The organism is Christiangramia forsetii KT0803 (genome assembly GCF_000060345.1).
Taxonomy (GTDB): Bacteria; Bacteroidota; Bacteroidia; order Flavobacteriales; family Flavobacteriaceae; genus Christiangramia; species Christiangramia forsetii.
In genome coordinates this window covers 1,321,668-1,347,181 of sequence record NC_008571.1, presented here as the reverse complement: position 1 = coordinate 1,347,181, position 25,514 = coordinate 1,321,668, and the positions used below count along the sequence as shown (strand labels likewise).

General features: G+C 36.0%; 28 protein-coding genes. 4 read left to right on the top strand and 24 right to left on the bottom strand.

The window, feature by feature from the left end; translation table 11 throughout:
• Positions 1-4 precede the first annotated feature (4 nt).
• The 5 genes from GFO_RS06035 to GFO_RS06015 all read right to left on the bottom strand — a co-directional run bounded on the left by GFO_RS06035 (position 5) and on the right by GFO_RS06015 (position 6,413).
• Positions 5-4,405, bottom strand: a complete 4,401-nt coding sequence (locus GFO_RS06035) for a CusA/CzcA family heavy metal efflux RND transporter (protein ID WP_011709184.1) — start codon at positions 4,403-4,405, stop codon at positions 5-7.
• Positions 4,406-4,620: 215 nt separating this feature from the next.
• Positions 4,621-5,022 (bottom strand): hypothetical protein, encoded by a 402-nt coding sequence (locus GFO_RS06030; protein WP_011709183.1) that lies wholly within the window; start codon positions 5,020-5,022, stop codon positions 4,621-4,623.
• A 169-nt stretch (positions 5,023-5,191) separates the two neighbouring features.
• The gene (locus tag GFO_RS06025) at positions 5,192-5,614 is read right to left on the bottom strand and encodes a sulfur reduction protein DsrE (RefSeq protein ID WP_011709182.1); all 423 of its coding nucleotides are present in this window, start codon (positions 5,612-5,614) and stop codon (positions 5,192-5,194) included.
• 2 nt (positions 5,615-5,616) lie between these two features.
• Complete coding sequence (locus GFO_RS06020) at positions 5,617-6,018, bottom strand: DoxX family protein (RefSeq protein ID WP_041250275.1); 402 nt, start codon at positions 6,016-6,018, stop codon at positions 5,617-5,619.
• Between the two features lie 65 nt (positions 6,019-6,083).
• Positions 6,084-6,413: a hypothetical protein gene (locus tag GFO_RS06015; RefSeq protein WP_041250034.1), complete on the bottom strand. Its 330-nt coding sequence runs from the start codon at positions 6,411-6,413 to the stop codon at positions 6,084-6,086.
• Positions 6,414-6,588: 175 nt separating this feature from the next.
• Between GFO_RS06015 and GFO_RS06010 the strand changes: the two genes are divergently transcribed.
• Both GFO_RS06010 and GFO_RS17240 read left to right on the top strand, forming a co-directional pair.
• Complete coding sequence (locus tag GFO_RS06010; protein ID WP_041250033.1) at positions 6,589-6,975, top strand: DUF302 domain-containing protein; 387 nt, start codon at positions 6,589-6,591, stop codon at positions 6,973-6,975.
• An 18-nt stretch (positions 6,976-6,993) separates the two neighbouring features.
• Positions 6,994-7,461 (top strand): DUF302 domain-containing protein, encoded by a 468-nt coding sequence (locus GFO_RS17240; protein ID WP_011709178.1) that lies wholly within the window; start codon positions 6,994-6,996, stop codon positions 7,459-7,461.
• A gap of 66 nt (positions 7,462-7,527) precedes the next feature.
• On the opposite strand, the gene GFO_RS06000 is transcribed toward GFO_RS17240, so the two are convergent.
• From GFO_RS06000 to GFO_RS17850, 5 genes are all read right to left on the bottom strand, one after another.
• Positions 7,528-7,821 (bottom strand): hypothetical protein, encoded by a 294-nt coding sequence (locus tag GFO_RS06000; protein WP_011709177.1) that lies wholly within the window; start codon positions 7,819-7,821, stop codon positions 7,528-7,530.
• Between the two features lie 2 nt (positions 7,822-7,823).
• The gene (locus GFO_RS05995; RefSeq protein WP_011709176.1) at positions 7,824-8,342 is read right to left on the bottom strand and encodes a hypothetical protein; all 519 of its coding nucleotides are present in this window, start codon (positions 8,340-8,342) and stop codon (positions 7,824-7,826) included.
• A gap of 122 nt (positions 8,343-8,464) precedes the next feature.
• Positions 8,465-8,758: a hypothetical protein gene (locus GFO_RS05990; RefSeq protein ID WP_041250032.1), complete on the bottom strand. Its 294-nt coding sequence runs from the start codon at positions 8,756-8,758 to the stop codon at positions 8,465-8,467.
• Positions 8,745-9,308: a c-type cytochrome gene (locus GFO_RS17855; RefSeq protein ID WP_188619038.1), complete on the bottom strand. Its 564-nt coding sequence runs from the start codon at positions 9,306-9,308 to the stop codon at positions 8,745-8,747. The genes GFO_RS05990 and GFO_RS17855 overlap by 14 nt, the downstream gene beginning before the upstream one ends.
• On the bottom strand, positions 9,251-9,724 hold the full coding sequence (locus GFO_RS17850) for a c-type cytochrome (RefSeq protein ID WP_011709174.1): 474 nt from the start codon (positions 9,722-9,724) through the stop codon (positions 9,251-9,253). Before GFO_RS17850 ends, GFO_RS17855 begins: the two co-directional genes overlap by 58 nt.
• Before the next feature lie 343 nt (positions 9,725-10,067).
• Between GFO_RS17850 and GFO_RS05980 the strand changes: the two genes are divergently transcribed.
• Both GFO_RS05980 and GFO_RS05975 read left to right on the top strand, forming a co-directional pair.
• Positions 10,068-11,678 carry a bifunctional metallophosphatase/5'-nucleotidase gene (locus tag GFO_RS05980; RefSeq protein ID WP_158308617.1) on the top strand — a complete coding sequence of 537 codons (1,611 nt, stop codon included), beginning with the start codon at positions 10,068-10,070 and terminating at the stop codon, positions 11,676-11,678.
• A 23-nt stretch (positions 11,679-11,701) separates the two neighbouring features.
• Positions 11,702-12,229 carry a DsrE family protein gene (locus GFO_RS05975; RefSeq protein ID WP_011709171.1) on the top strand — a complete coding sequence of 176 codons (528 nt, stop codon included), beginning with the start codon at positions 11,702-11,704 and terminating at the stop codon, positions 12,227-12,229.
• Positions 12,230-12,275: 46 nt separating this feature from the next.
• Here GFO_RS05975 and GFO_RS05970 read toward each other — a convergent pair whose 3' ends face one another.
• The 14 genes from GFO_RS05970 to GFO_RS05900 all read right to left on the bottom strand — a co-directional run bounded on the left by GFO_RS05970 (position 12,276) and on the right by GFO_RS05900 (position 25,304).
• On the bottom strand, positions 12,276-12,980 hold the full coding sequence (locus GFO_RS05970) for a DUF2490 domain-containing protein (protein ID WP_041250272.1): 705 nt from the start codon (positions 12,978-12,980) through the stop codon (positions 12,276-12,278).
• Positions 12,981-13,089: 109 nt separating this feature from the next.
• Positions 13,090-14,517: a bifunctional metallophosphatase/5'-nucleotidase gene (locus GFO_RS05965; protein WP_011709169.1), complete on the bottom strand. Its 1,428-nt coding sequence runs from the start codon at positions 14,515-14,517 to the stop codon at positions 13,090-13,092.
• Positions 14,518-14,580: 63 nt separating this feature from the next.
• Positions 14,581-16,629, bottom strand: coding sequence for a protein-disulfide reductase DsbD family protein (locus GFO_RS05960; RefSeq protein WP_158308616.1), 2,049 nt, complete (start codon positions 16,627-16,629; stop codon positions 14,581-14,583).
• A gap of 29 nt (positions 16,630-16,658) precedes the next feature.
• Complete coding sequence (locus tag GFO_RS05955) at positions 16,659-17,291, bottom strand: TlpA family protein disulfide reductase (RefSeq protein ID WP_011709167.1); 633 nt, start codon at positions 17,289-17,291, stop codon at positions 16,659-16,661.
• Between the two features lie 8 nt (positions 17,292-17,299).
• A complete protein-coding gene (locus GFO_RS05950) occupies positions 17,300-18,955 on the bottom strand; it encodes a bifunctional metallophosphatase/5'-nucleotidase (RefSeq protein WP_011709166.1) in 1,656 nt (551 codons plus the stop codon).
• Between the two features lie 2 nt (positions 18,956-18,957).
• A complete protein-coding gene (locus tag GFO_RS05945) occupies positions 18,958-19,374 on the bottom strand; it encodes a DsrE family protein (RefSeq protein WP_041250031.1) in 417 nt (138 codons plus the stop codon).
• A 1-nt stretch (position 19,375) separates the two neighbouring features.
• Entirely contained in the window at positions 19,376-19,780 is a 405-nt protein-coding gene (locus GFO_RS05940; RefSeq protein ID WP_011709164.1) for a DoxX family protein, read from the bottom strand.
• Positions 19,781-20,277: 497 nt separating this feature from the next.
• Positions 20,278-20,910: a Crp/Fnr family transcriptional regulator gene (locus GFO_RS05930; RefSeq protein ID WP_011709162.1), complete on the bottom strand. Its 633-nt coding sequence runs from the start codon at positions 20,908-20,910 to the stop codon at positions 20,278-20,280.
• Positions 20,911-20,924: 14 nt separating this feature from the next.
• Positions 20,925-21,338: a DUF6691 family protein gene (locus GFO_RS05925; RefSeq protein ID WP_041250270.1), complete on the bottom strand. Its 414-nt coding sequence runs from the start codon at positions 21,336-21,338 to the stop codon at positions 20,925-20,927.
• Positions 21,339-21,342: 4 nt separating this feature from the next.
• Positions 21,343-21,900 carry a YeeE/YedE family protein gene (locus tag GFO_RS05920; RefSeq protein WP_011709160.1) on the bottom strand — a complete coding sequence of 186 codons (558 nt, stop codon included), beginning with the start codon at positions 21,898-21,900 and terminating at the stop codon, positions 21,343-21,345.
• 195 nt (positions 21,901-22,095) lie between these two features.
• Positions 22,096-23,436, bottom strand: coding sequence for an MBL fold metallo-hydrolase (locus GFO_RS05915; RefSeq protein ID WP_011709159.1), 1,341 nt, complete (start codon positions 23,434-23,436; stop codon positions 22,096-22,098).
• A gap of 91 nt (positions 23,437-23,527) precedes the next feature.
• Positions 23,528-24,133: a class I SAM-dependent methyltransferase gene (locus GFO_RS05910; protein WP_011709158.1), complete on the bottom strand. Its 606-nt coding sequence runs from the start codon at positions 24,131-24,133 to the stop codon at positions 23,528-23,530.
• A gap of 15 nt (positions 24,134-24,148) precedes the next feature.
• The gene (locus tag GFO_RS05905) at positions 24,149-24,466 is read right to left on the bottom strand and encodes a rhodanese-like domain-containing protein (RefSeq protein WP_011709157.1); all 318 of its coding nucleotides are present in this window, start codon (positions 24,464-24,466) and stop codon (positions 24,149-24,151) included.
• A 22-nt stretch (positions 24,467-24,488) separates the two neighbouring features.
• The gene (locus tag GFO_RS05900; RefSeq protein WP_011709156.1) at positions 24,489-25,304 is read right to left on the bottom strand and encodes a sulfite exporter TauE/SafE family protein; all 816 of its coding nucleotides are present in this window, start codon (positions 25,302-25,304) and stop codon (positions 24,489-24,491) included.
• Between the last annotated feature and the right edge of the window lie 210 nt (positions 25,305-25,514).

Here is a 25,514-nt window from a genome sequence, read left to right as displayed (position 1 = left end):
GGTTTTACAGTCCCAGCAGGGCTTCAATAACTATAATGGATTGATTGTATTGATAAAGGGTGTTTAAGTACTCTGTCTGAATACTATTCGCTAAAGTGAGGTTCTGCAGGTATTGGGCATAAGAAACATTTCCGCTTCGAAAACTTTTTTCGGAGTTATCAATAATCAGTTCTGCTTGTGGCAGGGCCTCATTTTGATAGTAATTGAGAGTTCCTTGTAACTTGTAATATTCCTGTAGTAAATTCTGAAGTTCTCCCTCTAACTGGGTTTGGTTCAGTTCTATTTGAGATTGTGCAATATTCTCTTCAATTTTAGCTGCCTTTATCCTGGAACGATGCCCCCCCGGGAATATGGGGATAGCCACACCAACCTGAAAAAAGGAAAATCGATCACCGTTATCATATTTAATATCCTGGCCATCTATAAATTGATCCCCAATAAAAGTTTGACTGTTATACCCGAACATTAGGTCAGGTAAAACTTTATTTCTTTCCACGTTGGTCTCCCGTTTCTTTAACTCCAATTGTTGTTGAAAATAGAGGTATAAAGGACTTTGTTTCACCGATTGGCTTTCCATAGTAAAATCTAACTCCATAGGAGTAAGTTCTGTATTCGTAACACTTATATTATCATTGGTGTTAAGCACCACCTGTAGTTGTTTTTTAGCGATCCTTAAATCGGCTTCATTTTGCTGAAGCCTGTTCCTTATTTGCATCGATTGCGTTGCCGAGGTCACACTTTCCAGTTTCGTGGATTCACCTGTTTTGTAGCGCATCGAGCTTGATCTGTTAAGATTGCTGTACAGACTATCCTGGTGCTGTAACAAATGTTCATTTTCCTTTAAATACAGGTATCTCAAATAGGCAGATTTAACATCTGCAACCAGTTCGTTTTCGGCTATAACCTTGAGTTGTTCACTATTTTTGACTCTGGCTTTAGCCAGCTTGAACTGACTGGTATAAACCGTGGGGAAATTGATCCGCTGTGTAACTCCATACAAATTATCCTTTATTGTTGGGGTATTGAATTCGCCGTTACTATAGGAGAACTCTGTTTTAGGGATGGTAATCGCTCCATATTTTCCTGTTTTTTCAACATCTATTTCATATTGGGCAATCTTAATGCGGTTATTATTTTCAATTGCCATTTCAATAGCTTGTTCTAAGGAAATTTCTCGTTCCTGAACCGGGTCTATTTCCTGTGCTTGCAATTGCATGGCCGGAAAGAATATTCCCCCAATCACGAGTAAAGTGGTGGCTATTTTTCTTTTTCTGAAATTGAATTTGACTTTCCCTTCAGTAAAATATATATACAGGACCGGAAGCACGATTAGGGTTAAGGCCGTAGCCGTAATTAACCCACCTATTACTACAGTGGCCAATGGCCGTTGTACTTCTGCACCTGATGTATTAGAAAGCGCCATAGGAAGGAAACCAAGAGAAGCAACTGTAGCCGTCATTAATACCGGCCTTAAACGTACCCTGGTACCCTGAAGGACCCGCTCATATATATCACTAACGCCTTCTTTGTCGAGCCTGTTAAATTCTGCAATGAGTACAATACCATTCAATACGGCTACACCAAACAGAGCGATAAAACCAACTCCCGCCGATATGCTAAAAGGCATTCCCCTAAGTAGTAAGGCAAAAACACCACCGATGGCAGATAAAGGTATAGCTGTAAAAATCAGCAGACTTTGCTTTATAGAGCCAAATGTAAAATATAATAAAATCAAAATAAGCAGCAGGGCTATTGGTAATGCTATTAATAGGCGTTGATTGGCTTCTTTTAAATTTTGGAATTGCCCCCCGTAGGTTACATAATAACCAGCAGGAAGATCAATATTATCGCCAATGATAGATTTTATATCGTCAACAATACTTTGAACATCCCTGTTCCTTACATTAAATCCAATAGTTACCCTTCTTTTTGCATTGTCCCTTTGGATTTGCACCGGGCCCGGTTGAAACGAAATATTAGCTAATTCGCTGAGAGGGATCTGTTGTCCTGCGGGAGTGCCTATAAATAAATTTTCCACATCCCTGATATCACCACGACTTGCCTCTTCTAATCGTACCACCAAATCGAAACGTCTTTCCCCCTCGAATACCATTCCGGCAGCTTTACCTGCAAAACCGGTCTCTATGGCATTATTTATCGTTTCTACATTAAGTCCATATTGTGCTATTTTATCCCTGTCCAACTGTATTTGAATTTGAGGAAGCCCCGTAATTTCCTCCACGTATAGATCTTCAACACCTTCTACAGATTGAATTTTTCTCCCGACATTTCCTGCTAAATCAGAAAGAGTATTAAGATCTTCCCCATATATTTTAATAACCACATCCTGCTTTGCACCAGTTAATAATTCATTAAAACGCATTTGAATAGGCTGTTGAAAACTAAATGTAGCATTGGGGATCACCGATAATGATGCCTGCATTTCTTCTATTAAGCCTTCTCGATCTTCCGCACTGGTCCATTCGTCCTTAGGGCTCAAAATCACCATCATATCACCAGCCTCAATGGGCATAGGATCTGTAGGGATTTCCCCGGAACCTATTTTATTGACCACCTGGGTTACCTCATCTGGATACTGACTCAATAATATGGTTTGTGCTTTTTGAGATACATCTATCATTTGATCTATAGAACTCCCCACAGGAACCCGTGTTTCAACGGCAAAATCCCCTTCATCCAACTGTGGGATAAACTCCCCTCCCATTCGGAAAAAAGCAATTAAAGCCATGGCAAATAGTCCCACCGCAATTCCAACAACCAATAATTTTGTATGGATGGCTTTTTCAATAATTGGTTGATATCCTCGTTGGAAAAAATCCATCATTTTATCGGAAAAGTTTCTTTTATGTTCTGTTTTTTTACTTAAAACCAAGGCAGACATCATAGGAACATAAGTAAGTGAAAGGATAAAAGCTCCTAAGATGGCAAAAGAAACGGTTTGGGCCATAGGATGGAACATTTTACCTGCAACACCTGTTAATGCCAGTATTGGCAGATAGACAATTAATATTATTATTTCTCCAAATGCAGCTGATGTTCTAATTTTACTGGCAGAATCAAATACTTCTGCATCCATTTGAGCTTGAGAAAGTTTTAGTACTCCCGGATATTTGCGTTTAGCTTTATTGATACCATGCATTACCGCTTCAACAATGATCACGGCACCATCCACAATAATTCCAAAATCTATTGCTCCAAGACTCATTAAATTACCCGATACCCCAAAAATGTTCATCATTGATATAGCGAACAGCATGGCTAGAGGGATAACAGACGCAACTACCAATCCTCCCCTTAAATTCCCAAGAAAAAGAACTAATACAAAAATTACTATAAGTGCCCCTTCGGTAAGGTTCGTTGTTACCGTACTAATAGCACGGTCTACTAATTTCTTTCTATCCAGGTAGGGTTCAATAGTGACTCCTTCGGGCAGGGTTTCTTTAATTTGTTCAATTTTATCTTTTACATTATTGATTACCGCAGAAGAATTTGCCCCTTTAAGCATCATTACAATACCGGTTACTACTTCACCTTCGCCATTTCGTGTTGCAGCCCCATATCGCACCCCGTGCCCAAATTGTACTTTGGCCACATCCCTAACCAGTATCGGGGTTCCACTACTTTCTTTAATTACTATTTTCTCAAGTTCTTGCAGGTTATTAACCAGACCTTCACTTCTGATAAAGAATGCATTTGGTCCTTTATCGATATAAGCCCCACCGGTATTCTGGTTGTTTTTTTCAAGAGCGGTAAAAATTTCTTCAATAGTAATATCCATACTTTGAAGTTTATCGGGATCAATAGCTATTTCATATTGTTTAACAAACCCCCCAAAACCACTAACCTCTGCTACACCAGGGGTTCCTAAAAGTTGACGCTTGATAATCCAATCTTGAATTGTTCTCAATTCAGTTGCATCATATTCGTCTTCATAACCTTCTTCTGGATGCACCACATATTGATAGATTTCCCCTAATCCAGTGGTTACGGGTGCCATCTCAGGTTTTCCAACACCCTGGGGTATCTCGTCTGCCGCAGCAGATAATCTTTCCTGAACCTGCTGTCTTGCCCAATAGAGGTCAGTATCTTCCTCAAATACTATAGTTACTATTGAAAGCCCAAATCGCGAGAAAGATCGCATTTCTTTTATTTCAGGTATACTTACCATAGTTTGTTCAACAGGAAAAGTTACCAGTTGCTCTACCTCCTGGGCTGCAAGGGTAGGAGAAACTGTAATGACCATTACCTGGTTATCTGTAATATCGGGTACAGCATCTATAGGTAACCTGGTAAGTGAATATGTTCCCCAGCCTATAAGGAACAGGGTTAGTATTCCGATAACCAGCTTGTTATTTATCGAAAACTGAATAATTTTATCTAACATTATATACTACTATTTTAAAAGCTCGAGTTAAAATTGAAAACATGAATACGCCCCTCCGCTGCTCAGAAAAAGAACATGAGTTAAAAATTAATTTATTGAAGGGTATTCAAATGGAGGGTTATTCCGGGATTAGACGGAAAATCCTGGTAACAAAACTTTATTCAATGGGTTTGATCCATTTGATATAAAGGTTTTATTAAAGTGAAAGGTGTTAACTACGAGATAGGAGGGCCCCGAAGGGTATGAGATGATAATGTAGAAAAATATGGAATTAAAGGATAATCCCGAAAACGTTGCTTTTCAAAATTGCTATACCAAATGAATTGATCATCTATATCAATTATCGCAGCAGAATTTTGAAGTAGTTGAATTTTGACATTCAGGTTTTTTTCGATCCCATTTGCATATTCAAAAGCTCTTTCATTTGAAGAATGCTGAAAATGCTCAAAAATGTGACCTAATTCTGAATGTTTTTGATCTATATGTTGAGAAGCTATTATTGATTCCTGCGAAATAGCATTTTCTTTATTTTCTGCAAGATCATTATGGGGCACAATATCGTGGCCTACCATGATGATGGCAGCAGTAAAGAACAATATATTTCTAATTAGTTTCAAATATATAGAGTCGAAATTTTATTGACAATGCGAAAGTAATAATTATTTTTATTCTTTTTTAAGTTTGCACTGTAATTTCCTGAAATTCTATTCAGATAGAAAAATAAAATAAACCATAAGAACCTTAGCTCCTATGGTTTATACTTCAACTAATTAACTTACTGAATATTTAGAGTTCTATACTCAAATAACCTTTCTTTTGCAGTTGAAAATCATGCAGAATACCATTGTCCACCACTTCAAGTACCTCTGGAATGTCTTCTTTATTCACTTTGAACTTTTTTAAGGAGAACCCACATACCACAATTTTCACGTGAGCTTTTTCAGCTTTTTCAATAAAGTCCATCATCACTTCTTTGTTTGTAAGTTCCTCTACGGTTTTTCCACAGATAATCGCTTGGAAATCCCCGAAACTCTTCCCATCTTCTTCCGCCAGCGCTTCAGCGGTTAAAATAATTGGCTGAAGTTGGGGGATCTTTTTCGTAAGCACCACATAATTATGTGAATGATCCTCTTGTTTGGATGTTTGTGCGTTTAGAGTATTCGAAAATGTGAGTGTTAAAAGAAATACTCCTAGAATTAGCTTTTTCATAATTATTGTTTTTTAAATGTTTGAATATCGTTTAATATAAAAAATAGAAGTCCTCCTAATATGGCTATATTTTTAAAAAGAGGACCTAAAGTGTGAATTTGTCCTACCTGGACAGTTAAAGTAATTGGTATTATCACTGACGCCAGAGCTATTGCCGCCAATCGGGTTTTATAGCCGATAAGTAGACAAAATCCGGCGATCATCATAACAATTCCCGATATGATCACTAAATATTCAGGATTACCAAAGAAATAGGCAATGCCTTTAAACCTCGCCTGGTCAATTCGATTTAGCGTTTTTTCCAGATTCAAAATATGGTTAAAACTCGCCACTAAAAATATTCCGCTAAGTAAAATGCGAAATAGCTGTACCGATCTATAGGATACAGGAATAGTTGCTTTCATATAATTCAATAAAATTTGTGAATAATTAAGGCTGAAAAACATAATTTTCCAAACCATTTTAAATCCTATGAGATTAATGAATATTTGGGAGGCGGATATAATTTTCTGGGATGAACGCCTAAAATTAATGGCCTTACATAAAAAAATTTCCTAAGATTCTGATCTCGAATTTCAGGGATTTTAATTTCTTCTGTAAACTGATAATTATTTGAATAGATCCTGGCTAGTTTCGATAATTGTATTGGAGAAGAGGTTCCAAAATGGTCTCCGTTTTCCTTAAGATTATTATTTTTTCTTTCACAGAAAGGATTTAGCAGGATTACCTGATTAGTATCCAGTATAAAACTGAAAATATCAGAATCTACCGTGATAAGTTTTCCTGAAAAAATTATCATCAGTAAAATTGCTATAGATTGTTTTATTATCATAGATTATTCAAATGTATGAGAATTAAATACCACTCCATGTAACCTTTGTTACACTGGAAAATTCCTCAATTTTATGTAACAATCGTTACGTTAAGAGTTTTTATATCTTCTTATCTTTATGAGGAATAAAAAAATATCAGTTATGGAATATTATTTTAACAAGACTATTACGGGAGAATTTGAAGAAGTAATTGAAAAAGTTACAGATGAACTGGAAAAGGAAGGTTTTGGGGTACTAACTGAAATAAATGTCACCGAAACCCTTAAGAAAAAACTGGATATCGATTTTAAAAAGTATCGTATTCTGGGAGCCTGCAATGCCCCTTATGCTCACAAAGCATTGAAAGCAGAAGATAAGATTGGCACCATGTTACCTTGTAATGTTATTGTCCAGGAAATGGGAAATGGAAAAATTGAAGTCGCTGCGGTAAATCCAATGGCATCTATGCAGGCGGTAAAAAACAAAGACTTGGAACAGGTCGCCACAGAAATCGGAGATAAGTTAAAGCAAGTAATAGCCAGGCTATAATTTTTCAATTATATAAAGATGGAGAGAAAAAATCCAGCCAGAAAGAAAGGGATGAAAAACCAGAATTATACTGAAAGTCAACATACCGCTTATTGTATAAGTCAGCGGTATGGTTCTCAGCCATTTGCTGAAATTTTAGATAACGTAAAGGGAGCATTAAAAAGAAGGGAATTTGATATTCTTTTTGAATTAAACCTAAAAGATTATTTAAAAGACCACTTAAAAGATATGCCCTCACAGGTTATACTATCGGTTTGTAATCCGGAGACGGCTTCCAGTGCAATTTCAAAAGATCCACAAACCGGTATTTTTCTGCCTTGTTCTGTAACTGTAAAAGAAGTTGAACAGGGAAATATAGAAGTTTCCATTGAAGATACCGGTGTCACCTGGTCTCCTTCTAAAGAACTTACCCAATTGTCAAAAAAAATTACTGAAACCTTAAAGGGGATTTTATCCGAGGCTGAACAGCCCGGAATGAAATTATGAATTATTACTCTGATTTAATAAATTTTAAGTATTGTGAAAGTTTAATTTCTGTATTCAGTAGATGTTTTAAAAGTTATAGTTCAATATAAAATCTACATGAAATAAATCTGTTTTATTCAGGTAAAAATTAGGATTGTTAGGAAAATCCCCATTTGCAAATTTGGTCACAAACAAGAGTTCCGGTTTTAAGTTTTTCAATTGCTTAACTAAGAAAAATAAATCAAGATTTATCTGGGTATAATCAGGTACCGCATATTTGTTTGCTTCAGTATCCAGAACAGATAGCTTCCACTGATGGCCTATACTAAGGATTGTTTGACTTGTAGATCCATGATCCCTTAAAATATCTACTGAATACATAATTAAGGCATGATTGTCTGCAGAGCAGAGCCTTCACTAAGCTCCCTCTTCGGAAAACTGAATAAAAATTCCCTTCCACATTCCCGTGGGAAAATAAACTGTCCATGAGGGAAAATCCTGTCATAACCCATGGAAATTGAAGATTTATCTGCTAAAATATATGTTGTTTTTGCTCCCAGAATATCTGATGAATTCGCTTTAAAATATCGCAAAGAATCTATCGGGTTTCCGCCTTCACCAATTTTGTTCTGGTGCAACCATTCCATTTCAAGATTAACATTTTCATTTATATCGATTCTTGGCTTTAAATAGAAAGAGTTAAATACATTTTCTACAAAGTAATTCCTGGTTTCAATACTTGTGTTTTCTGTTATTTTAAAGTTTGCATTAGCAATAAAAAGAAAATCTGATTCAGTATTGCCGGCGTATTGAGCCGGATTTCCACTCCAGTCCCTGCCCACGGCATACGTACCTATACTTTCTCCAATCCCATAAAATTCCCCCGTAGACCTGAGCGCCACCGCATTAAATAATCCTGCTTAGAAATGGGTGGTGTTACCGGTTTTATATTGATAATCTAGCCCTTGAAAAATACTTGGTATCATTCTCCCATCTTTGGAGTTTGCCTATGGGGATTTTATCTTCATTCTTCCCAGCCTAAATTCGTCTGCTGAATTTTATAATTAGCATAGAGCTCGCCAATTAAAAATATTGCCTTATTATCTAAATTTAACCGGTTAAAAAGGCCTTCTTCATATCTACTTAATTTTCGCATTTCCATATCAGGAATTGTCAAATCCTGTATTCCAAGATTTGTAGAATTATAAACCGTAATTCCCAACTCTAAATTTTCATTCGGGATGTACTGATATTTTAACTTTCCTCCTATGGCTAATGCTGTATAATCCCTTAAAGAACCTTTATTAAAGGTGTTCATATAATAGGATCGTAACTGACCTGAGAGAAAACTGCGCTTTTTTTCTTCTATAACTTCCTGGAAAATCAAATTGTGAGTCAGGAATAAGGCTATAATAATAAAAGAAAAAAAGGAATCTAATCATTTGTTTTTTTGTTATTCCGTACTCCCTTTGGTAATAATCCATAATAGGTGGATATGGACCATATTTATGTTGAGTGGCGGAGAAATGATCTGCCCAGGGGCCGTACGGGTTTGAAACTGGTTTTAATTTTAGATCTGGGTAATCTTTTTCTAAACTTCTTTTCTCAGGCCGCTCAAAACTGTTGATATATCCAGCCAAATGATAGGCCTCTTCATAGGTTAATTTTGGATTATCCCATGTTGCCTGTCCGAATGGCATATTTCCCTTGATAAATTGGGCGGCGGTGATTACCCGATGCATCCCTGCTCCATTATTATAACTGTCTGGTCCCCAAAGTGGAGGATATTGATAACCTTCTGCCGAATTCGCTAATCGTTGCCCCTTTCCATTTTCGCAAGGGCAAACGCTACATTCTTTAATAAACAATGCTTTTCTTTTTCCAGATCAACCGCAACTTCAGGAATGGAAATTTTAGGAAAATCTTTAAATTCTTTTTCTCTTTCCTTTGGCAAACCTTCACCCAGCCATTCCATATAAGCTACAATCGATTTCATTTCCCTAGATAAAACAGGGCGTTTATCCCCATCCATACTACGTTGCATGCAGCCGTTGATCCTGTCTTCAATGGTTCCTTCACTATTTGATCTTCCCCGAAATTGTGGAAAACGATCCGTAACGCTTATCCATGATGCTGCTCCCACCTGTGTACCTGCTTTCAAATGGCAATTTACACAAGCCAGGTTATTTCCTGCATAACGCATATCAGGATCTTCGGCCATAGGCTCCATGTACTTCGGTGATTTTGCAATAAGTTGATAGCCGTATTTTACATCCGAAGGCATAAAACTTGAGGCTAATTCTGCTTCTGTATCTTTGGGTTTCCAGTCTTTCGCAGAAATTTCAGTTTTAACAAATAAAGAAGGATTAAATTCAAATAGTAATACGCCCGAGAAAAATACAACTATAAGTACAATTAAGGAACAAAAAAATAAGCAATGGATTTTATTAAAGATCTAAAATCCTTCATATTGAGATATTTAAATCACTCAATTTAAATTACTTTTGAGAATATTATGGTTTTCAAACATATAGTATACCATTAAAAACCTACGTAACAAATGTTGCATAAGTTTAGTCAAAGAGGTTTTATATTTGATAGTTTTAAGGAAATTTCAAATGAATAAAATGTCACAACTTAAGTTATCTGTTCTTCTATTAATATCATTTCCCCTTTTCTTTAATAGTTGTAAAACAACTAATGATACAAGTACGATGAATGCTGAAAAGCCGGATATAAACAAACGTATCTCAGTATTGCATACTAATGATATGCATGGCTCTTATATGTCTTTTCAATCTACTTTGGATAACGCTACGGCACAAACCGGCGATTCCATAGACAACCTCACAAGGTTTGATAAAATAGGTGATATCGGGGGAATGGCTTGGATGACAACCGCCGTAAAATCGATTAGACAGGAAAAAGGGACGCAAAATGTAATTCTGCTGGATGGTGGGGATACATTCAGTGATGACCAGTTGGGTAATTTGACTAAAGGTGAAGCGATGATTCGTATCATGAACGAATTGGATTATGACCTGATGGTTTTGGGAAATCATGACTTTGACTACAGCCTGAAAAGAACCCGTGAGTTAGAGAAAATGGCTAATTTCCCAATGCTTGCAGCAAATGTAATAGATCAGGAGACAGGTAATCCTATTTTTAAAGAACCTTACATATTGTTTAATAGAGATGCCTTAAATATAGGAGTCCTTCCAGTAGGATATCGAAATACTCCTTTAACAGGAAATCCAAAAAATATCCAAGGTCTGAAATTTACCAGCGGCCTGGAAGCCATTGAAAAATATCTCTCCGAATTAAAATCAAAAGCCGATATCATTATTTTACTTTCTCACGAAGGTATGGCTGTAGATAAAATTATTGCTGAAAAAATAAATGGGATAGATTTAATTATTGGAGCTCACAGTCATGATATTATTGAACCACCTATAAAGATAAATCAGACTTACATAGTTCAGGCTTTATCTGATGCAGCTGTATTGGGAGAAACCGAGTTACTTATTTCAAATAAAAAATTAACGGGTATCAATACACAATATCATTATTTATGGCATGATAAATACACCGCAGATCAGAATTCAGATCAATTGATTCAGAAACTACGAACAGCTTATTTAACGAAGCTGGAAGAAAATATTACTCGAACTGATACAGTGATAGGAAGACAATACAAATCTGAAAGCCCATTTGACAGAGTGGTAACTAATATGATGAGAGAAAAGTATAATACAGATGTGGCTTTTCTTCCTGGAGTTGGATATGGTATTTCTCTAAAAGAAAATATAACAAGTGAAGACATTTACAAGCTTCTCCCTCACCCTGCAAAGATTGTTACTCTTGAATTGACTGGGTCGCAGATTCAGAATACTTTAGAACAAACTGCAACGAATTTAAAGCCGAAGAATAAAATGGAGATAGTTGGAGGCCTCCTACAGTCGTCAGGAATACATTATCATATTGATTTATCTAAACCAATAGGAGAACGGGTAATGGATATAAAAATTAAAAATCTGTCTCTTGTAGATAGCGAGATATACAAGGTGTCCACACATTCCGGTATGTTGAACGGAATTCATAATTATGTTGAATTTGCCAAGGGGACGAATATTCAGAAAACTAATATTGTCCTTACTGAATTTATAATAGATGAATTCAGAAAGATGACTAAAATCGATATTCCCAAAAATATGGGAGAAGTTACTATCATAAAATAATCACTTTTGCAAAAACTACTTTGATGAAAAATCTATTAAAATATTTACTCATACTTACAATCAGTTTTCAAATGAATGCTCAAGAATGGCAAACACCAACTATAGATGGCTACGGAAAAATAAAATATTTTGACGATACCGCTGAACTACCGGATACCTCCCTCACTTATAAAATGATTTTTAATATTGATAGTGAAAAAGAGAAAGAAGGTGTGAATGCAGGATTATGGAAAATCGCGCGAACGCTCAATTTATTAAAAGCCGGAAATGTAGCTAATGAAAAGATAGATATTGTGGCAATATTACATGGAGAGGCGACTTATGCTATCCTATCCCATGAAGAATACAAAAAGCAATTTAAAACACAGAACCCTAATATGGAATTATTGAAGCTTTTGAAAGAAAACGGGGTAACAGTTTTTGTTTGTGGCCAGGCCATGGCTTCAAGAAAGATAAAAAAAGAAGATATGAATGCATATACTGAAATGGCACTATCCGCTTTAACTGTATTGCCTCATTATCAATTGAAAGGTTATGCACTCATCCCTTAATTCCATAGAATCTTAACCAAGCAAGATTATTTATTTTTTTTTCCTTTTATAAGGTGAATTTCAGGGTAGTCTCTAAAATATTATTAGAAGTTTGAGAATCTTTTAGACTATCAAAACTATAACTGTACAAATACCCGGAGGATAAAGTCATTTTTTCGGATATTTGAATATCATAACCCAGAAACAGGCGGTTTTCATCTAAAGTTTTTGGAACAAAACTTTTATTGATATTCATCAAAATTTCTTCCTTAAATCGCAATGCTATATATTCAAATATTTTTTTGTTTCCCACAGGGATTTTAATTGTAAACCGATATCTAAGGCGGTTTTTGTAATTATACCCCTTCACCTGATGACTTCCCCCATCTTCAATAATATTTTCCTTAAACCGTTCTTCCAACCTAAACCGGTGAAAAATCATAAAATTTTCGAATCTCTGCTTAAATAGGATTTGCTGCCATATATTTTTCTCTGAATTATCTATAGGAATATCTAATTCAAATGATTGATAATTTTTACTGTAGGTTACTCCCAACCCAAGCTGAATATCAGGCTTAATACTATATAATATTGCTGGGCGGATAAGAAATTGTTGCCAGGTTTCTATAAAATTCGTTCTACGAAATTTAATTTCGTTTTTTAGAGATAAATTCTTCTCTAGTTCTAGATTTAAATTAATATTATTCCATGAACTGAAATGAACTTTATTTTCTTGTGCAGCTAAAAGGTTTGAGAATAAGCAAAATTTCAAAAAAATTAAAAGATATATCGCTTCATTAAAAGTTGATTTGTGAAAGAAAAAAGAAAAGGTCATTAAAATAAAATTGGTATTGTAAAGGTGTTTGACGGGTAACTATTGTTTATATTAATCTGTAGTTTCCATCATTACTTGGTGTGAAATTTGGATTCTTCTTTAAATAGTCCTTCATCGCCTCCACAGCATTTTTATCGTACTTTTTGCGATTCTTACCATACTTACTAGCTACACCCTGAGTTGTAACGAAACTGACCTTATATGTTTTTTCAAAATCAATATGTCTTCCTTTATAGTATATTTCCTGTATACGATGTCCTTTAGGATTTTCAATTCGAAGATTTATTTGTAACCCTGAACAACGTTTTACATATCCTCCCATTTGACCTAAGGGATTACAGGAAAAGCTACGTTCCAGATTTTCTTCTAACATCTCTTTTATTTCTCCTCCTGTAAGTTCTACAGTTGAAACAGGAGGGTTCATTGGGGCAATATTATATAGGTGATCCTCAGTAATGTTTCCTTTTGGAATAGGGGCTCCATAACGCCAGCCATTAGAAAATGCAATTTCAGTATCTGTACTACTGGCAATTGCCCTGAGGAGTAATTCATCCATGGTAGAGTTTGTAGTGCTGTATCTATGTAAAATCTTGCTGGTAGTACCAATAGGAACTGTCCGCATCTTGGTGTATGGTTTCAAAATATCCTGAACCATTGCATCCATCTCTGGATTTATTGGTAAAGAAGCATTAACCCTAACCAACTCATAATCATAATATTTAATTTCTTTATCCTCAACTTCGATGGTGAAATTACCTATAAATGCACCATGACATCCGCACTGTACTATTCTTGCACCATTGATCTCAATTGGTGTGTAAATTCTGTTATGGGTATGGGCACTCAAACAGATATCTATACCTTCTACTTTTTGCAATAGTTCCACATCCTGTGGAAATCCATTATGGGAAAGCAGAATAATCATATCAGATCCTTTGGCTTTTAAATCTTTTATATGTTCTGGTATTTCATCCAAACCAGAAGTAAACTTCAGGCCTTTACTCATCTCAGTAGGCATTACTTTATCTACAATCATTGAACAAATACCAATCACTCCAATTTTGAAATTTTCTTTCTCAAACAAGGCTGTGGGTTGCATGAAATTTGAGCCATCTTCAGAAAATACATTACAGCCCAAGACAGGAAAATTTAACTGACTATCTATTTCTTTTAAGACATCTGGGCCATAGGCAAAGTCCCAATGTCCGACAAGTGCATCAAGTTTTAAAGCGTTTAAAATGGGAACCATCACTTTGCCGCCGGAATCTACCACTGGTTTTGTACCGTGTAGGGAATCTCCGCCATCGAAGAACAATGTATTTGGATTTTCTTTACGCACTTGCTCAACAAAGCCGGCAATATGGGCATAGCCTCCAGCAGTTTCTACAACCTCTCCGGATTCATTATAAAACAGCTCAGGATGTGGAGCGATGTAACCATGTACATCGTTTATAAATAAAATATTTAATTTCATGTTATTCACTTTTTAAAGAATCCAATATTTACGGATATAATAGGTTGTTCAATATTTAAAGTTCTATTCATTCTGTCTCTGGATTATCCTGGAAGAAGCCATATTATTTCCTTGTCTTCCCTGGAATTCCTGTATACCATTGTCCAAAAATTCAACAAAATTTTCAACATTCAGATCATAACCTTTTGGTGCGCTTAATAAAGATCCTTTATTATCTACCAGTGTATAATATGGTTGGGCATTGGCATTGAGCTTTTGGATCATAAAATCCAAATTTTGTTTACCAATGGTTTTTTTAACTTTTTGATCATGTGCAGATACATACCACTCAGATTCCGGTAATTCTGTTTTCTCATCTACATACAAGGCCACTACTACATAATCATTCTTTAACCGTTTTAGTACTCTGGGATCGCTCCAAACAGTGGCTTCCATTTCACGACAGTTCACGCAACCATGTCCTGTAAAGTCAATAAATAAAGGTTTATTCTGTTTTTGAGCACATTCTAAAGCCTGTTCATAATCAAAATATCCCTGGATATTATGAGGTAATTCTAAAAGCTCATCATATTTAGGAGTTCCGCAATTTGCGATACTGTTATCACTTACATTCCCTATTTGGGAAACTGAAGCCTGCATTTCAAAATTCTGGCTGCTCATAGGTGGCAAGTATCCTGCTAATGGTTTTAATGGTGCTCCAAACAACCCGGGAATCAGGTAAACCACGAAGGTGAAAACCAAAATGGCTGAAATGACCCTGTATACCGACGTATTTTCGGTTTTCTTTTCATGTGGAAATTTAATTTTACCTAATAAATAAAATCCGAGGAATGCGAAAATAACGATCCAAAGGGCTAAGTATATATCACGGTCAAGCAAATTCCAGTGATAAACCTGATCTACGATACTTAAAAACTTAAGAGCCAGGGCTAATTCTATAAAACCAAGTATCACCTTAACAGTATTAAGCCAGCCTCCACTTTTCGGCAATGATTTTAACCAATGGGGAAATATTGCGAATAATGTAAATGGAAGTGCAAATGCTAATGAGAAGCCTAGCATCCCAATAAGAGGTTTAAGCGTTTCCCCATTTGCAGCCTGCAAAAGAATGGTGCCCGCAATTGGGCCTGTGCAGCTAAAACCAACCAACACCAGAGTAAAAGCCATAAAGAAAATACCCAAAACACCCCCCTTATTAGAGTGAGCATCCATTTTATTTACAAATGAATTGGGTAATCGAATCTCAAACAAGCCGAAAAAAGATAGCGCAAACAGCAGGAAGATAAAAAAGAAAAACAGATTAGGAAACCAGTGAGTACTTAAAAAATTTGCAAAATCGGCTCCAAACAACAGAGAGAAAACGGTCCCTATCAAGGTATAAATTAGGATAATTGAAAAACCGTATAGCAAAGCCTGGTTTATTCCATTGGCCCGGCTTGCATTGGATTTTGTAAAATACGTAACCGTCATTGGGATCATGGGAAATACACAAGGAGTCAGTAAAGCTGCCAGCCCCGCACCAAAAGAAATAAAAAAGAATACTAATAAAAACGAAAAACCTTCTTCAGATTTGGTGTTAGATTGAAATTCATTCTGAAAAGCTTCCATTTTAAATACCTCTCCATCGTTATTTTTTTCGGAAGGGGATTCTTTAAAACTCGTCACAGAAATCTCACTGGTAAATGGTATACATTGCCCATTTACATCAGAACATATCTGGTAAGAAGCTTCAGCTTTTATAACCGGGTCAACTTTCTTAATCAGGATTCTCTGATCAAAAACAGCTTCATGGGTGAAATACGTGTATTCTCCTTCATAAAGCTCATCATACTTCCTTTTCGCTCCTACGGGATTAACTTCACCTACCACCTTAAATTCAGGCTTGTCTTCAAAATGAAACTCGGTGACAGTTGGCCCAAGGTTCTTACTAAAATCACTGGAATACATATACCAGTTTTCCGCTATTTTAGCCGTGAATCTGGCGGTGACGGTGTCACCTGGAATATAAGTATCTTCTAAAATCTCTGCATTCCACTCTGGCGCTTCCATAAGCTGACCATAGGTATTTGTACCCACAGCCAGCATTATAAAAGCTATTATAAATCTAAACATCGTCATGACCTCTTAATTACCTTCTGAATTTATTTTAAACTATTCAGAAATTTTTTGAATTCATCAGTATTATAATCGGCCATTCCTTTATGCGTAAGTGCCAAATTTCCTTCAGCATCGATTACAAAGGTTGTTGGCAAGGCTGAAGATTGATACATAGTTGGCAACGGCCCTGCCAGTTCGTAAATTGGCAGCCCGTAATCCTTTTTTTCTTTGAATGCCACCGCGGTATCGAAATTCTGATCCCTAGACAGCATAACGAAGGCCACTTCATCTCCCATTTCTTCGTATAATTTATCAATGGCGGGCATTTCTGCTACACAAGGTGGGCACCAAGTAGCCCAAAAATTCATAAAAATCACTTTCCCTTTAAATTCAGATAAAGAAACTATATTTCCTTCCGGATCACGAAGTTGAACATTCATGTTTGCTTTCGGATCTTCGCTAATTTTTTCCATAGATTCGGGTCCAGATGTACTCGCTTGTGCCATTTCTCTTGTTTCCGTAACATCAGGATTCATCAATCCTGTTTCAAGTAAGCCTCTCTGCGCAAACCCGATAACCTCAGTATGTAAACCGGTGGCATATAATACAAGGGCTATAGCACCAAAAATGAGATACTCCAGCCATTTTTTATTTCTTTTATTTTTTGTCTTATTCATAATACTATTTAATTAAATTTATATTCTGTACCTGGTACCGTGGAAAAAGAATATTTTCCTAAATATTCACAGTAAGCTCTTCCTTCCAAGCCAGGAGAAACAGGGGAATTTTCCTTTAGGTATTCCTCAACCACGTCATGAATGGTATAATCCATTATTTCAACATCTTTTACATTAGGCATTCGGCATAAATTATTCAATGGATCTCCCGGTCTCACACAGGCCGAAATCGTATAAAGTTTTTCATCCTGAATTGGTTCTCCATTAACAGTTATCGTTTGAATTCTTTCTCCCTTATTGTTCTGGCTATTAAATTCTACCTTCATTCCTGAAAATCTTACCAGCCAGCCTCCGAAACGTTCGGTAGGATTCTGTGAAAAAGCATTATGTATTTCAGTTTCCAGCCAGTTTTTTATCTGTTTACCAGAAGCTTTCCCTGTTTTTACTTTTTCGTTTACGGGGAGTAGATTCCAAAGATTTGCCCGGGTAATTGGAGCTGGCTCTCCGTTTTCAGGTACGATGGGATTCCCGAAACGGAAGCCATTGGAAATGGCTATATCTACCCCGGTTTTCCACCTGGCTGCATCTGTTATCATATTATCCATAGGATTCTCAACGGTTAAGTACCTGTACAATGGTTCAGTAGTGTATCCTATTACGGTTTCCAGATGTTCCCTGTAAGGTTCCTTTGCTTGATCCACCAGAGATTGTATCCTTTCATCTGCCGGAAATTTTTCAGGATCCACTTCTATAAGTTCGTACGAATCACTGACAAGCTTGTTATCAACAAAATTTAACTGTAGTTTACCCACAAAAGAGCCGAAAGCTCCCGGCTCCGTAACCTTAGCATATTTACCCTGAATGAGTTCCTGAACTCGCTCGTGAGTGTCATTCCCCAGAATATAATCTACAGGCTCTGCCAATGGATTATTTGCAAGTTCTACCTGCTTAAAAATCCCAATATGAGTTATAAGGAAAAGAACATCTACCTCTTTATCCTGTTTTAATTTTTCAAGAGTATTTGAAAATTTCTCATCCATTCCGCTAAACTCAATCCCTTGACTAAAGATGGGATTTTGTCTTACCGGAACATCTGGATCGTTAAGTCCTACAAAACCAATTCTAACACCTTCGATTTCTTTTATCCAATAAGGAGGAAATAGATCCTTCCCGGTTTCCTCGTGATGCATGTTATGTGCAATAACTTTTGTATCATAGTTTTTCATGACATCCAACATGACTTTTTTGCCATAGACCACCTCCCAGTTACCCGGAATAATTACATCATAGCCCATATTTTTAATAATATCGGGGATTGCTTTACCTTCTGATAAAGCCGCATAACCACTTCCCTGAATAAGGTCTCCCCCATCCACGATAAGTGTTTTACCCGGATTCATTTTACGTTCTCTTTCAAAAAGAGTCTTTATATTGGCCAGGCCACCTCTATTCTTAAAAACAATTTTCTCATTTTCCCAGAACAATTCAGGATGAGTATCCAATTGCCCGTGTATATCGGCTGTTTGTAACACCGTAATACTTAAGGTGTCCTTGACCGTTTGATTACTGCTTTTATGGGTTTTTTCGGTTTTAAAGGATATGATAATAATAAAGGTTCCTATTAAACCAAAAGTAATCAGTAATTTACTTCTGAATTTTTTCATACTTAGAGACTTAAACTTTTATATCCTTTTTTTTGAAGTTGGAAATTGTACAGAATTCCGTTCTCCACAATTTTCATCTCCTTGGGGACGGTCTCTTTATTCACCTTGAACTTATTCAACGAAAAGCCACAGGCTACAAGTTCAACCCCCAGATTTTCAGCTCTGGCTATAAATTCTTCTATTTTAGCAGGGTCGGTTATATCACCTATTTCATTTCCACAGATGATCACTTCAAATTTTCCAAAGTGTTCTCCATCTTCTTTTTTTAGATTTTCAGCCGTAATAAGTATGGGCTGTAGCTGCGGTACTTTTTTTGTGAGTACCACATAGTTATGTTTCATGTCCTGCTGTGCATTTACCTCAGTTCCTGCAAATAATGTAAGCATCAGTAAGATGCTGCTAAAAAATATCGTTTTCATATTATTTCGTTTTAAAAAGTTTATCTGTATCATTTATTATAAAAAACAGAAGGCCACCCAGTATTGCTATGTTTTTAAAAAGAGGCCCCAGTGTGTTTATTTGTCCTACCTGTACCGATAGGGTTATGGGTAGTAATACAAGTATTAATACTATTGCCGCCCATCGCGTCCTATATCCAATAAGGAATAAGAAACCTGCTGCCAGCATTACGATTCCGGAAAGAATTACAAGCCATTCTGGTTCGCCAAAAAAGTAAGCGATACCCTTGAAGCTGGCCTGTTCAAGCCGGCGGACCGTTTTCTCAGTGTTGAGCAGATGATTGCTGCCTGCCACCAGAAAAATGCCACTAACCAATATTCGTAATAACTGAATGGAACGACGACTTATAAAAATTTTGTTCGTCATTATGTATGTTATTGTAATTGATAATCTGGTCTGAAATGGTATAACTTACCATTGCAAAAAACTAAAATCTCAACTACACTAACTTTGGAGGTGGTGAATGACTATCCAGATACAGATAGCTTAATTTTGAAGAATAAATGGTATTTTTCTCGAGGAAAACCTCCGCTAAACTAGGCGTCCAAGAAAAAATATTAAAATTGAATTGGGGAGTACAAAAACTGCTTACTTCAATCATCAGATTCTGGTTTTCTACATTTTGAACGAACTCATACGTCTTCTCTTGATCCGAATTCAAATCTTTTTTTTCGCAGTAAGGATTTACCAAAGAAATTGTCCCCATGGACAGCAGGTTGATAAGACTTGCATCTACAATCAATAACTTCCCTAAAAATAGAGGGATCAGAAATAATGATATGAGAGCTTTTGTACTCATTGAAACAAACTTACAAATTGCTTTGGATTTAAAAGGTAACAAATGTTACACATAGAAAAGATAATTATAAATCTAGTACCACTAAACTGTTTCTACGTAATGAAATTTTGCCATCCATTTCTAGGGTTTTAAGCAGTCTTGAAATCACCACTCGAGAAGTATGAAGATCGTAAGCGATCTCCTGATGAGTTACTTGTAAGGTTTCATTTTGATTGATCTTAGCCTTATCCTGGAGGTACTGCAATAATCTTTTATCCATCCTAAAGAATGCTACTGAATCTATAGCATCCAACATTTCCTTAAGTCTTAAATTATAACTTTGAAAAATAAATGTCCGCCAGGATTTATACTTTATAATCCATTCCTCCATTTTTTCAACAGGAATCATAACTAATCTGGTTTCCTTCTCAGTAACTGCTTTTATTTCACTTTTACTTCTTTCCAGACAACAGGTGAGAGTGACTGCACAGGTATCTCCTCGTTCAAGAAAATAGAGTAATAATTCATCCCCATCATTATCAACACGGGAAATTTTTATAGCTCCGTCTAATAATAAAGGGATGGAGGTAACATATTCTTCAACGTTTAGAATAGTTTCTCCTGCAGGTATAAATTTATTTGTCCCTACTTCAAAAATTTCATTCAACAATTCCTCTTCAAAAATAAAGGAATAAGCATCATACAGTTTTTCTTTCATGATAGATGCTCTTTTTAATGAGGAAGCCTATTCCGAAGCAGACCATACATAAACGTACCTAGTAATGCAGCTGCAATGACAATTAAAATCGATATATATCCAGATCCGGCAAGTACATACATGGGGCCAGGACAGGCGCCGGCCAAAGCCCAACCTAATCCGAAAATGATACCACCAATCAAATAGCGTGGCACACTCTTATTTTTAGGTTTTAATTGCATTTCTCCGCCTCCCATAGCTTTAATATTATTTCTTTTAATGAATTGCACTCCCAGTATTCCGAGTATTAATGCTGATCCAATAATACCATACATATGGAAAGAACCAAATTCAAACATTTCGTATATCCTAAACCAGGAAGCTGCTTCAGATTTGTACATAATTATTCCAAAAAAGAATCCAATCAGGATGTAAGTAATATATTTCATCATTTTAAAATATTAATGGGTAGAATAAATGTATCATTATAAGGCCGCCAATAAAGAAACCAATGACGGCAATTAATGAAGGTATTTGTAGGTTGCTCAATCCGGAAATAGCATGACCGGAAGTACAACCACCCGCATATCTTGCTCCGAAGCCTACCATAAAACCTCCAGTTATTAGTACAAATAACACTACAGGATCACCAAGATTCTCCATTGCAAATATTTCGGGAGGCATATAAGCTTCTCCCGCACTATTTATTCCGTATTCGTTACTTAATTTATCTGCTAATTGCGTATTTATTTCTACTGTATTATTTGAGAGATAAGTAGACGCAAAAAATCCACCCAGTACAGCACCCAAAACCACCATAAGATTCCATCTCTCTTTTTTCCAGTCGAACCTGAAAAATTCTGCAGCTTGGCCTGCTCCTCCAACTGAACACATCGTGCGAAGATTAGAAGACATTCCAAATTGCTTACCGGTATATAGCAACACGAACATTGTTGCAGCAATTAAGGGACCTGAAACATACCAGGGCCATGGTTCATAAATCCATTCCATGTTATATATAATTTTGAACGAAGATATTGAATTGAAAATGTGCGTCAAGTAACAAATGTTACATGAACATATAATTTTGGATTTAAATCAAAAAAATTATAATTTCCTGCAAGTTTTAATTAAGGTCCAGCATAAAAAATAACGGCCTTGGGAATACCTAAGGCCGTTAGAAATGATAGGATATTGTTGTTAATTTTAGGAGGAGTACTTTTTTACATCCTCACTCAAATCAAAAACCGGAACTTCATTAATTTCATTTTCCAGTATACTGCTGCCTGCAGCACTACGATATCCTCCGGCACAGTGAACCACCATAGGTTTATCTTTTGGAAGATCACCTATATTATTACGCAGATCATTTAAAGGAATGTGGTATGCATTTTCAAAAATCTTTCCTTCTGAAACTTCACTAGTATTCCGAATATCCACGATCGTATAATCTTCCTTATTTTTATCAAAAGATTGTATATCAAATTTCTCTGAGGAACCTGAAACCTCTTCAGATAAAGTGAAAATTCCTTTCAATTGTTTTTCATAACCTATTTTAGCAACCCTTTCTAGGATCTCCTCTAGCTTATCTATACTTTCCAACACTAAATAAAATTGTTCTTCAGGCTCAATGATAGCTCCCAGCCAGGTCTCAAATTTATCACTTTCACTTCGTGCCATTATGTTGATACTATAGGGTAAATGGCCTTTCTTATAAAGTTGCTCATTCCTGGTATCAACTACAAGAAATTCATCTTCAATATTTTCCACATTTAGTTTAAGGGGTACTCTAAATTTAGCAGATTGAACATTTTCAGCTCCCTTGCGATTTAAATCGACATTAAAACCAAAATATGATGGTATAAAAGGTTGGTCTTTTAATATCTCTGCAATAAATTCATCTTCGGTTTGCTCTTTGAATGCCCAATTACCCATACGCTCATTACCCAGAGTACTACTATTGGCATCACTCATATTCTTTCCACATAATGAACCGGCACCATGGGCTGGATATACCTTAGTATCATCAGGAAGCTCATTAAATTTATTTTGAATTGAATAATACATCATTTGCGCTAACTCTTTACGTTTAGCTTTAGTATTACCTGCTTTTTCTCTTAAGTCTGGTCTACCCACATCACCAATGAATAAAGTGTCTCCAGTAAATAGAACATTTTCATCATTAAGGAATGCATGAAAAGTTAAGCTATCTGGGGAATGTCCAGGAGTAAATATTGGCTTAATGCTTGTGTTCCCAATCTCTATACTGTCTCCCTCATCGAAAGCCTGATGCGGGTAGGATACTCCAACTTTTTCACTTATATAAATAGTAGCTCCTGTCTCTTTGTGTATTTGAAGATGACTACTAACAAAATCTGCGTGTGGATGAGTTTCCAAAACCGCTACAATTTTTGCATTCTCCTCCTCGGCATATTTATAATAAGGAATAGGATTTCTACTTGGATCTATAACTGCCATTTGACCTTCACTTAGCAAAGCGTAGGAAAAATGGGATAGGGCATCATCTTTAAATTGTGTTATCTTCATAACTATTATTTTTTAGGTTTGTATTCCAAAGTTGCCAAAAATCTTTAATCCGCACAGTAACAAATGTTACGAATCAAATTTTTTTAGAACATTAATTTTTTTCACCTATCATTTGTAGTACACAACTTTTACCTTTGTGATATTTTCCTTCGTTTTGCTCTATTTCTAATTCTTCCAAATATTTAATTGTAAGTCCGGAAAACTCATTTCTCAACTCTTCTTTTGAAAATAACATTGCTTGTTCTTTAGGCCCTCCAGAATTATAATCAAGCTGTTTTTTAGAAAATGCTTCGAAGATTAAAATTCCTCCTGGTTTTAAAAATTGTAATAAATGGTTATGTATACCAGGTCTGTCTTCAGCATTAAAATGAGCATAAATAAGTGCGATAACCTCAAATTTGATATGGCTATCAAATTCCTGTGCGGAAGTGACCTCATAATTTATTTCCACATCATTCCTCTCAGCCAGTTCTATAGCTTTTGCCTTTCCAGCCTTACTCAGATCAAATGCAGTAACATCCCAACCAGTTTTTGCGGCAAATACGGCATTACGACCCTCTCCATCTGCAGGTAAGAGAATGGAATTAGGATTCAATTTACCTAGCTCAGTTCGAAAAAAGACATTTGGATCTTTACCATATATGTATTCTTCATCGCTATACCTTTCTTCCCAAAATTCCTTTGACTTATCTTTCATATCTCTACTGAAATTTTAAAAAACAGGTTTGGATAATTTTTCGTCCCATTGCATAATACCACCGGCAAGGTTGTTCGTATTAAAGCCTTTAGTATCCATGATTTGACAAGCCTGCCCACTTCGATTTCCACTACGACAGTAGATATAATAGTTCCTGTCTTTTTCTAAATTTGAGACTTCTCGTTGAAAAGTTACAGGTTCAAAAAGGTTGATCAATTTAGCATTAGGTATTATTCCGTCTTTCCATTCCTTTGGGGTCCGCACATCCAGAATAATAGCATTATTATCATTTTCAATTTTGTCTGCAAACTCTTTTGCATTTAAGTTTTTCATAATAGTAAATTTTAATTTGCACCTAATTTTTAACAAAGAATTCCATATAGAAAATAAATCCGGCCATTAGAAAGATAAAGTAACCAAAGCCTTTTTTAAGACGTTCTCCATTAATATAATTGCTTAGATAGGATCCTATGAAAATACCCAAAAAGGAAAGACCTGTTATTATTCCCAAAAATGTCCAGTCTATCTCCATAGTTATGGCATCCCCAAGGAAAAATCCCAGGAGTGATTTAAATGCGATAATTATTAATGAAGTTCCCACAGCCGTTTTCATTTCAATATTGGCTAAAATCACCAGGGCAGGGATTATTAGAAAGCCTCCTCCAGCACCAATCATACCAGTAATCCCTCCAACGATTAAACCTTCTGCCAGAATTAACGGATAATTATACTTCCTTTCATTTGAGGATTTTTTTTCTTTTCCAGAATCCTTTTTTCGTAACATAGAAAAAGCAGCTGGTATCATAAGAACAGCGAATAGACCAAACATGGCCATCCTTCTTGTAAACTCAAAATCTTGGATATAGAATAAGGATTCAGGTAACGCCGGTACCACATAGTGTCTAACGATAGTGACCCCTATAACAGCTGGAATCCCAAAAATGATGGCGGTTTTCCAGTCTACGTAACCTTTGTAATGTTGTTTGATCCCACCTACGAGTGCACTGGCTCCTACAATGAATAAGGAGTAAGCTGTCGCCACACGCTCCCCCATAGAAAATAAGTATGCCAGAACAGGTACCGCAAGTATAGACCCGCCTCCACCAATTAATCCAAGTGAGATCCCAATTATAAGAGAACTTATATAACCAAATATTTCAAGTAATTCCATTCCTAGATTTTTATTCTGGACGAAATTATAATTATGAATCAAAATCTACAGTAACAATTGTAACAAATGAGATAAGACTTGTGAAGGTTTCTAATAATTTTAAATAGGTCTTAAAGAATGTTCATATGCTTCATTAATTGATTATAAATAATTTATGTTTTATCTAAAAGGTGTTCTGAACCCCATAACTTTATTCTTTTTTTAAGAAAT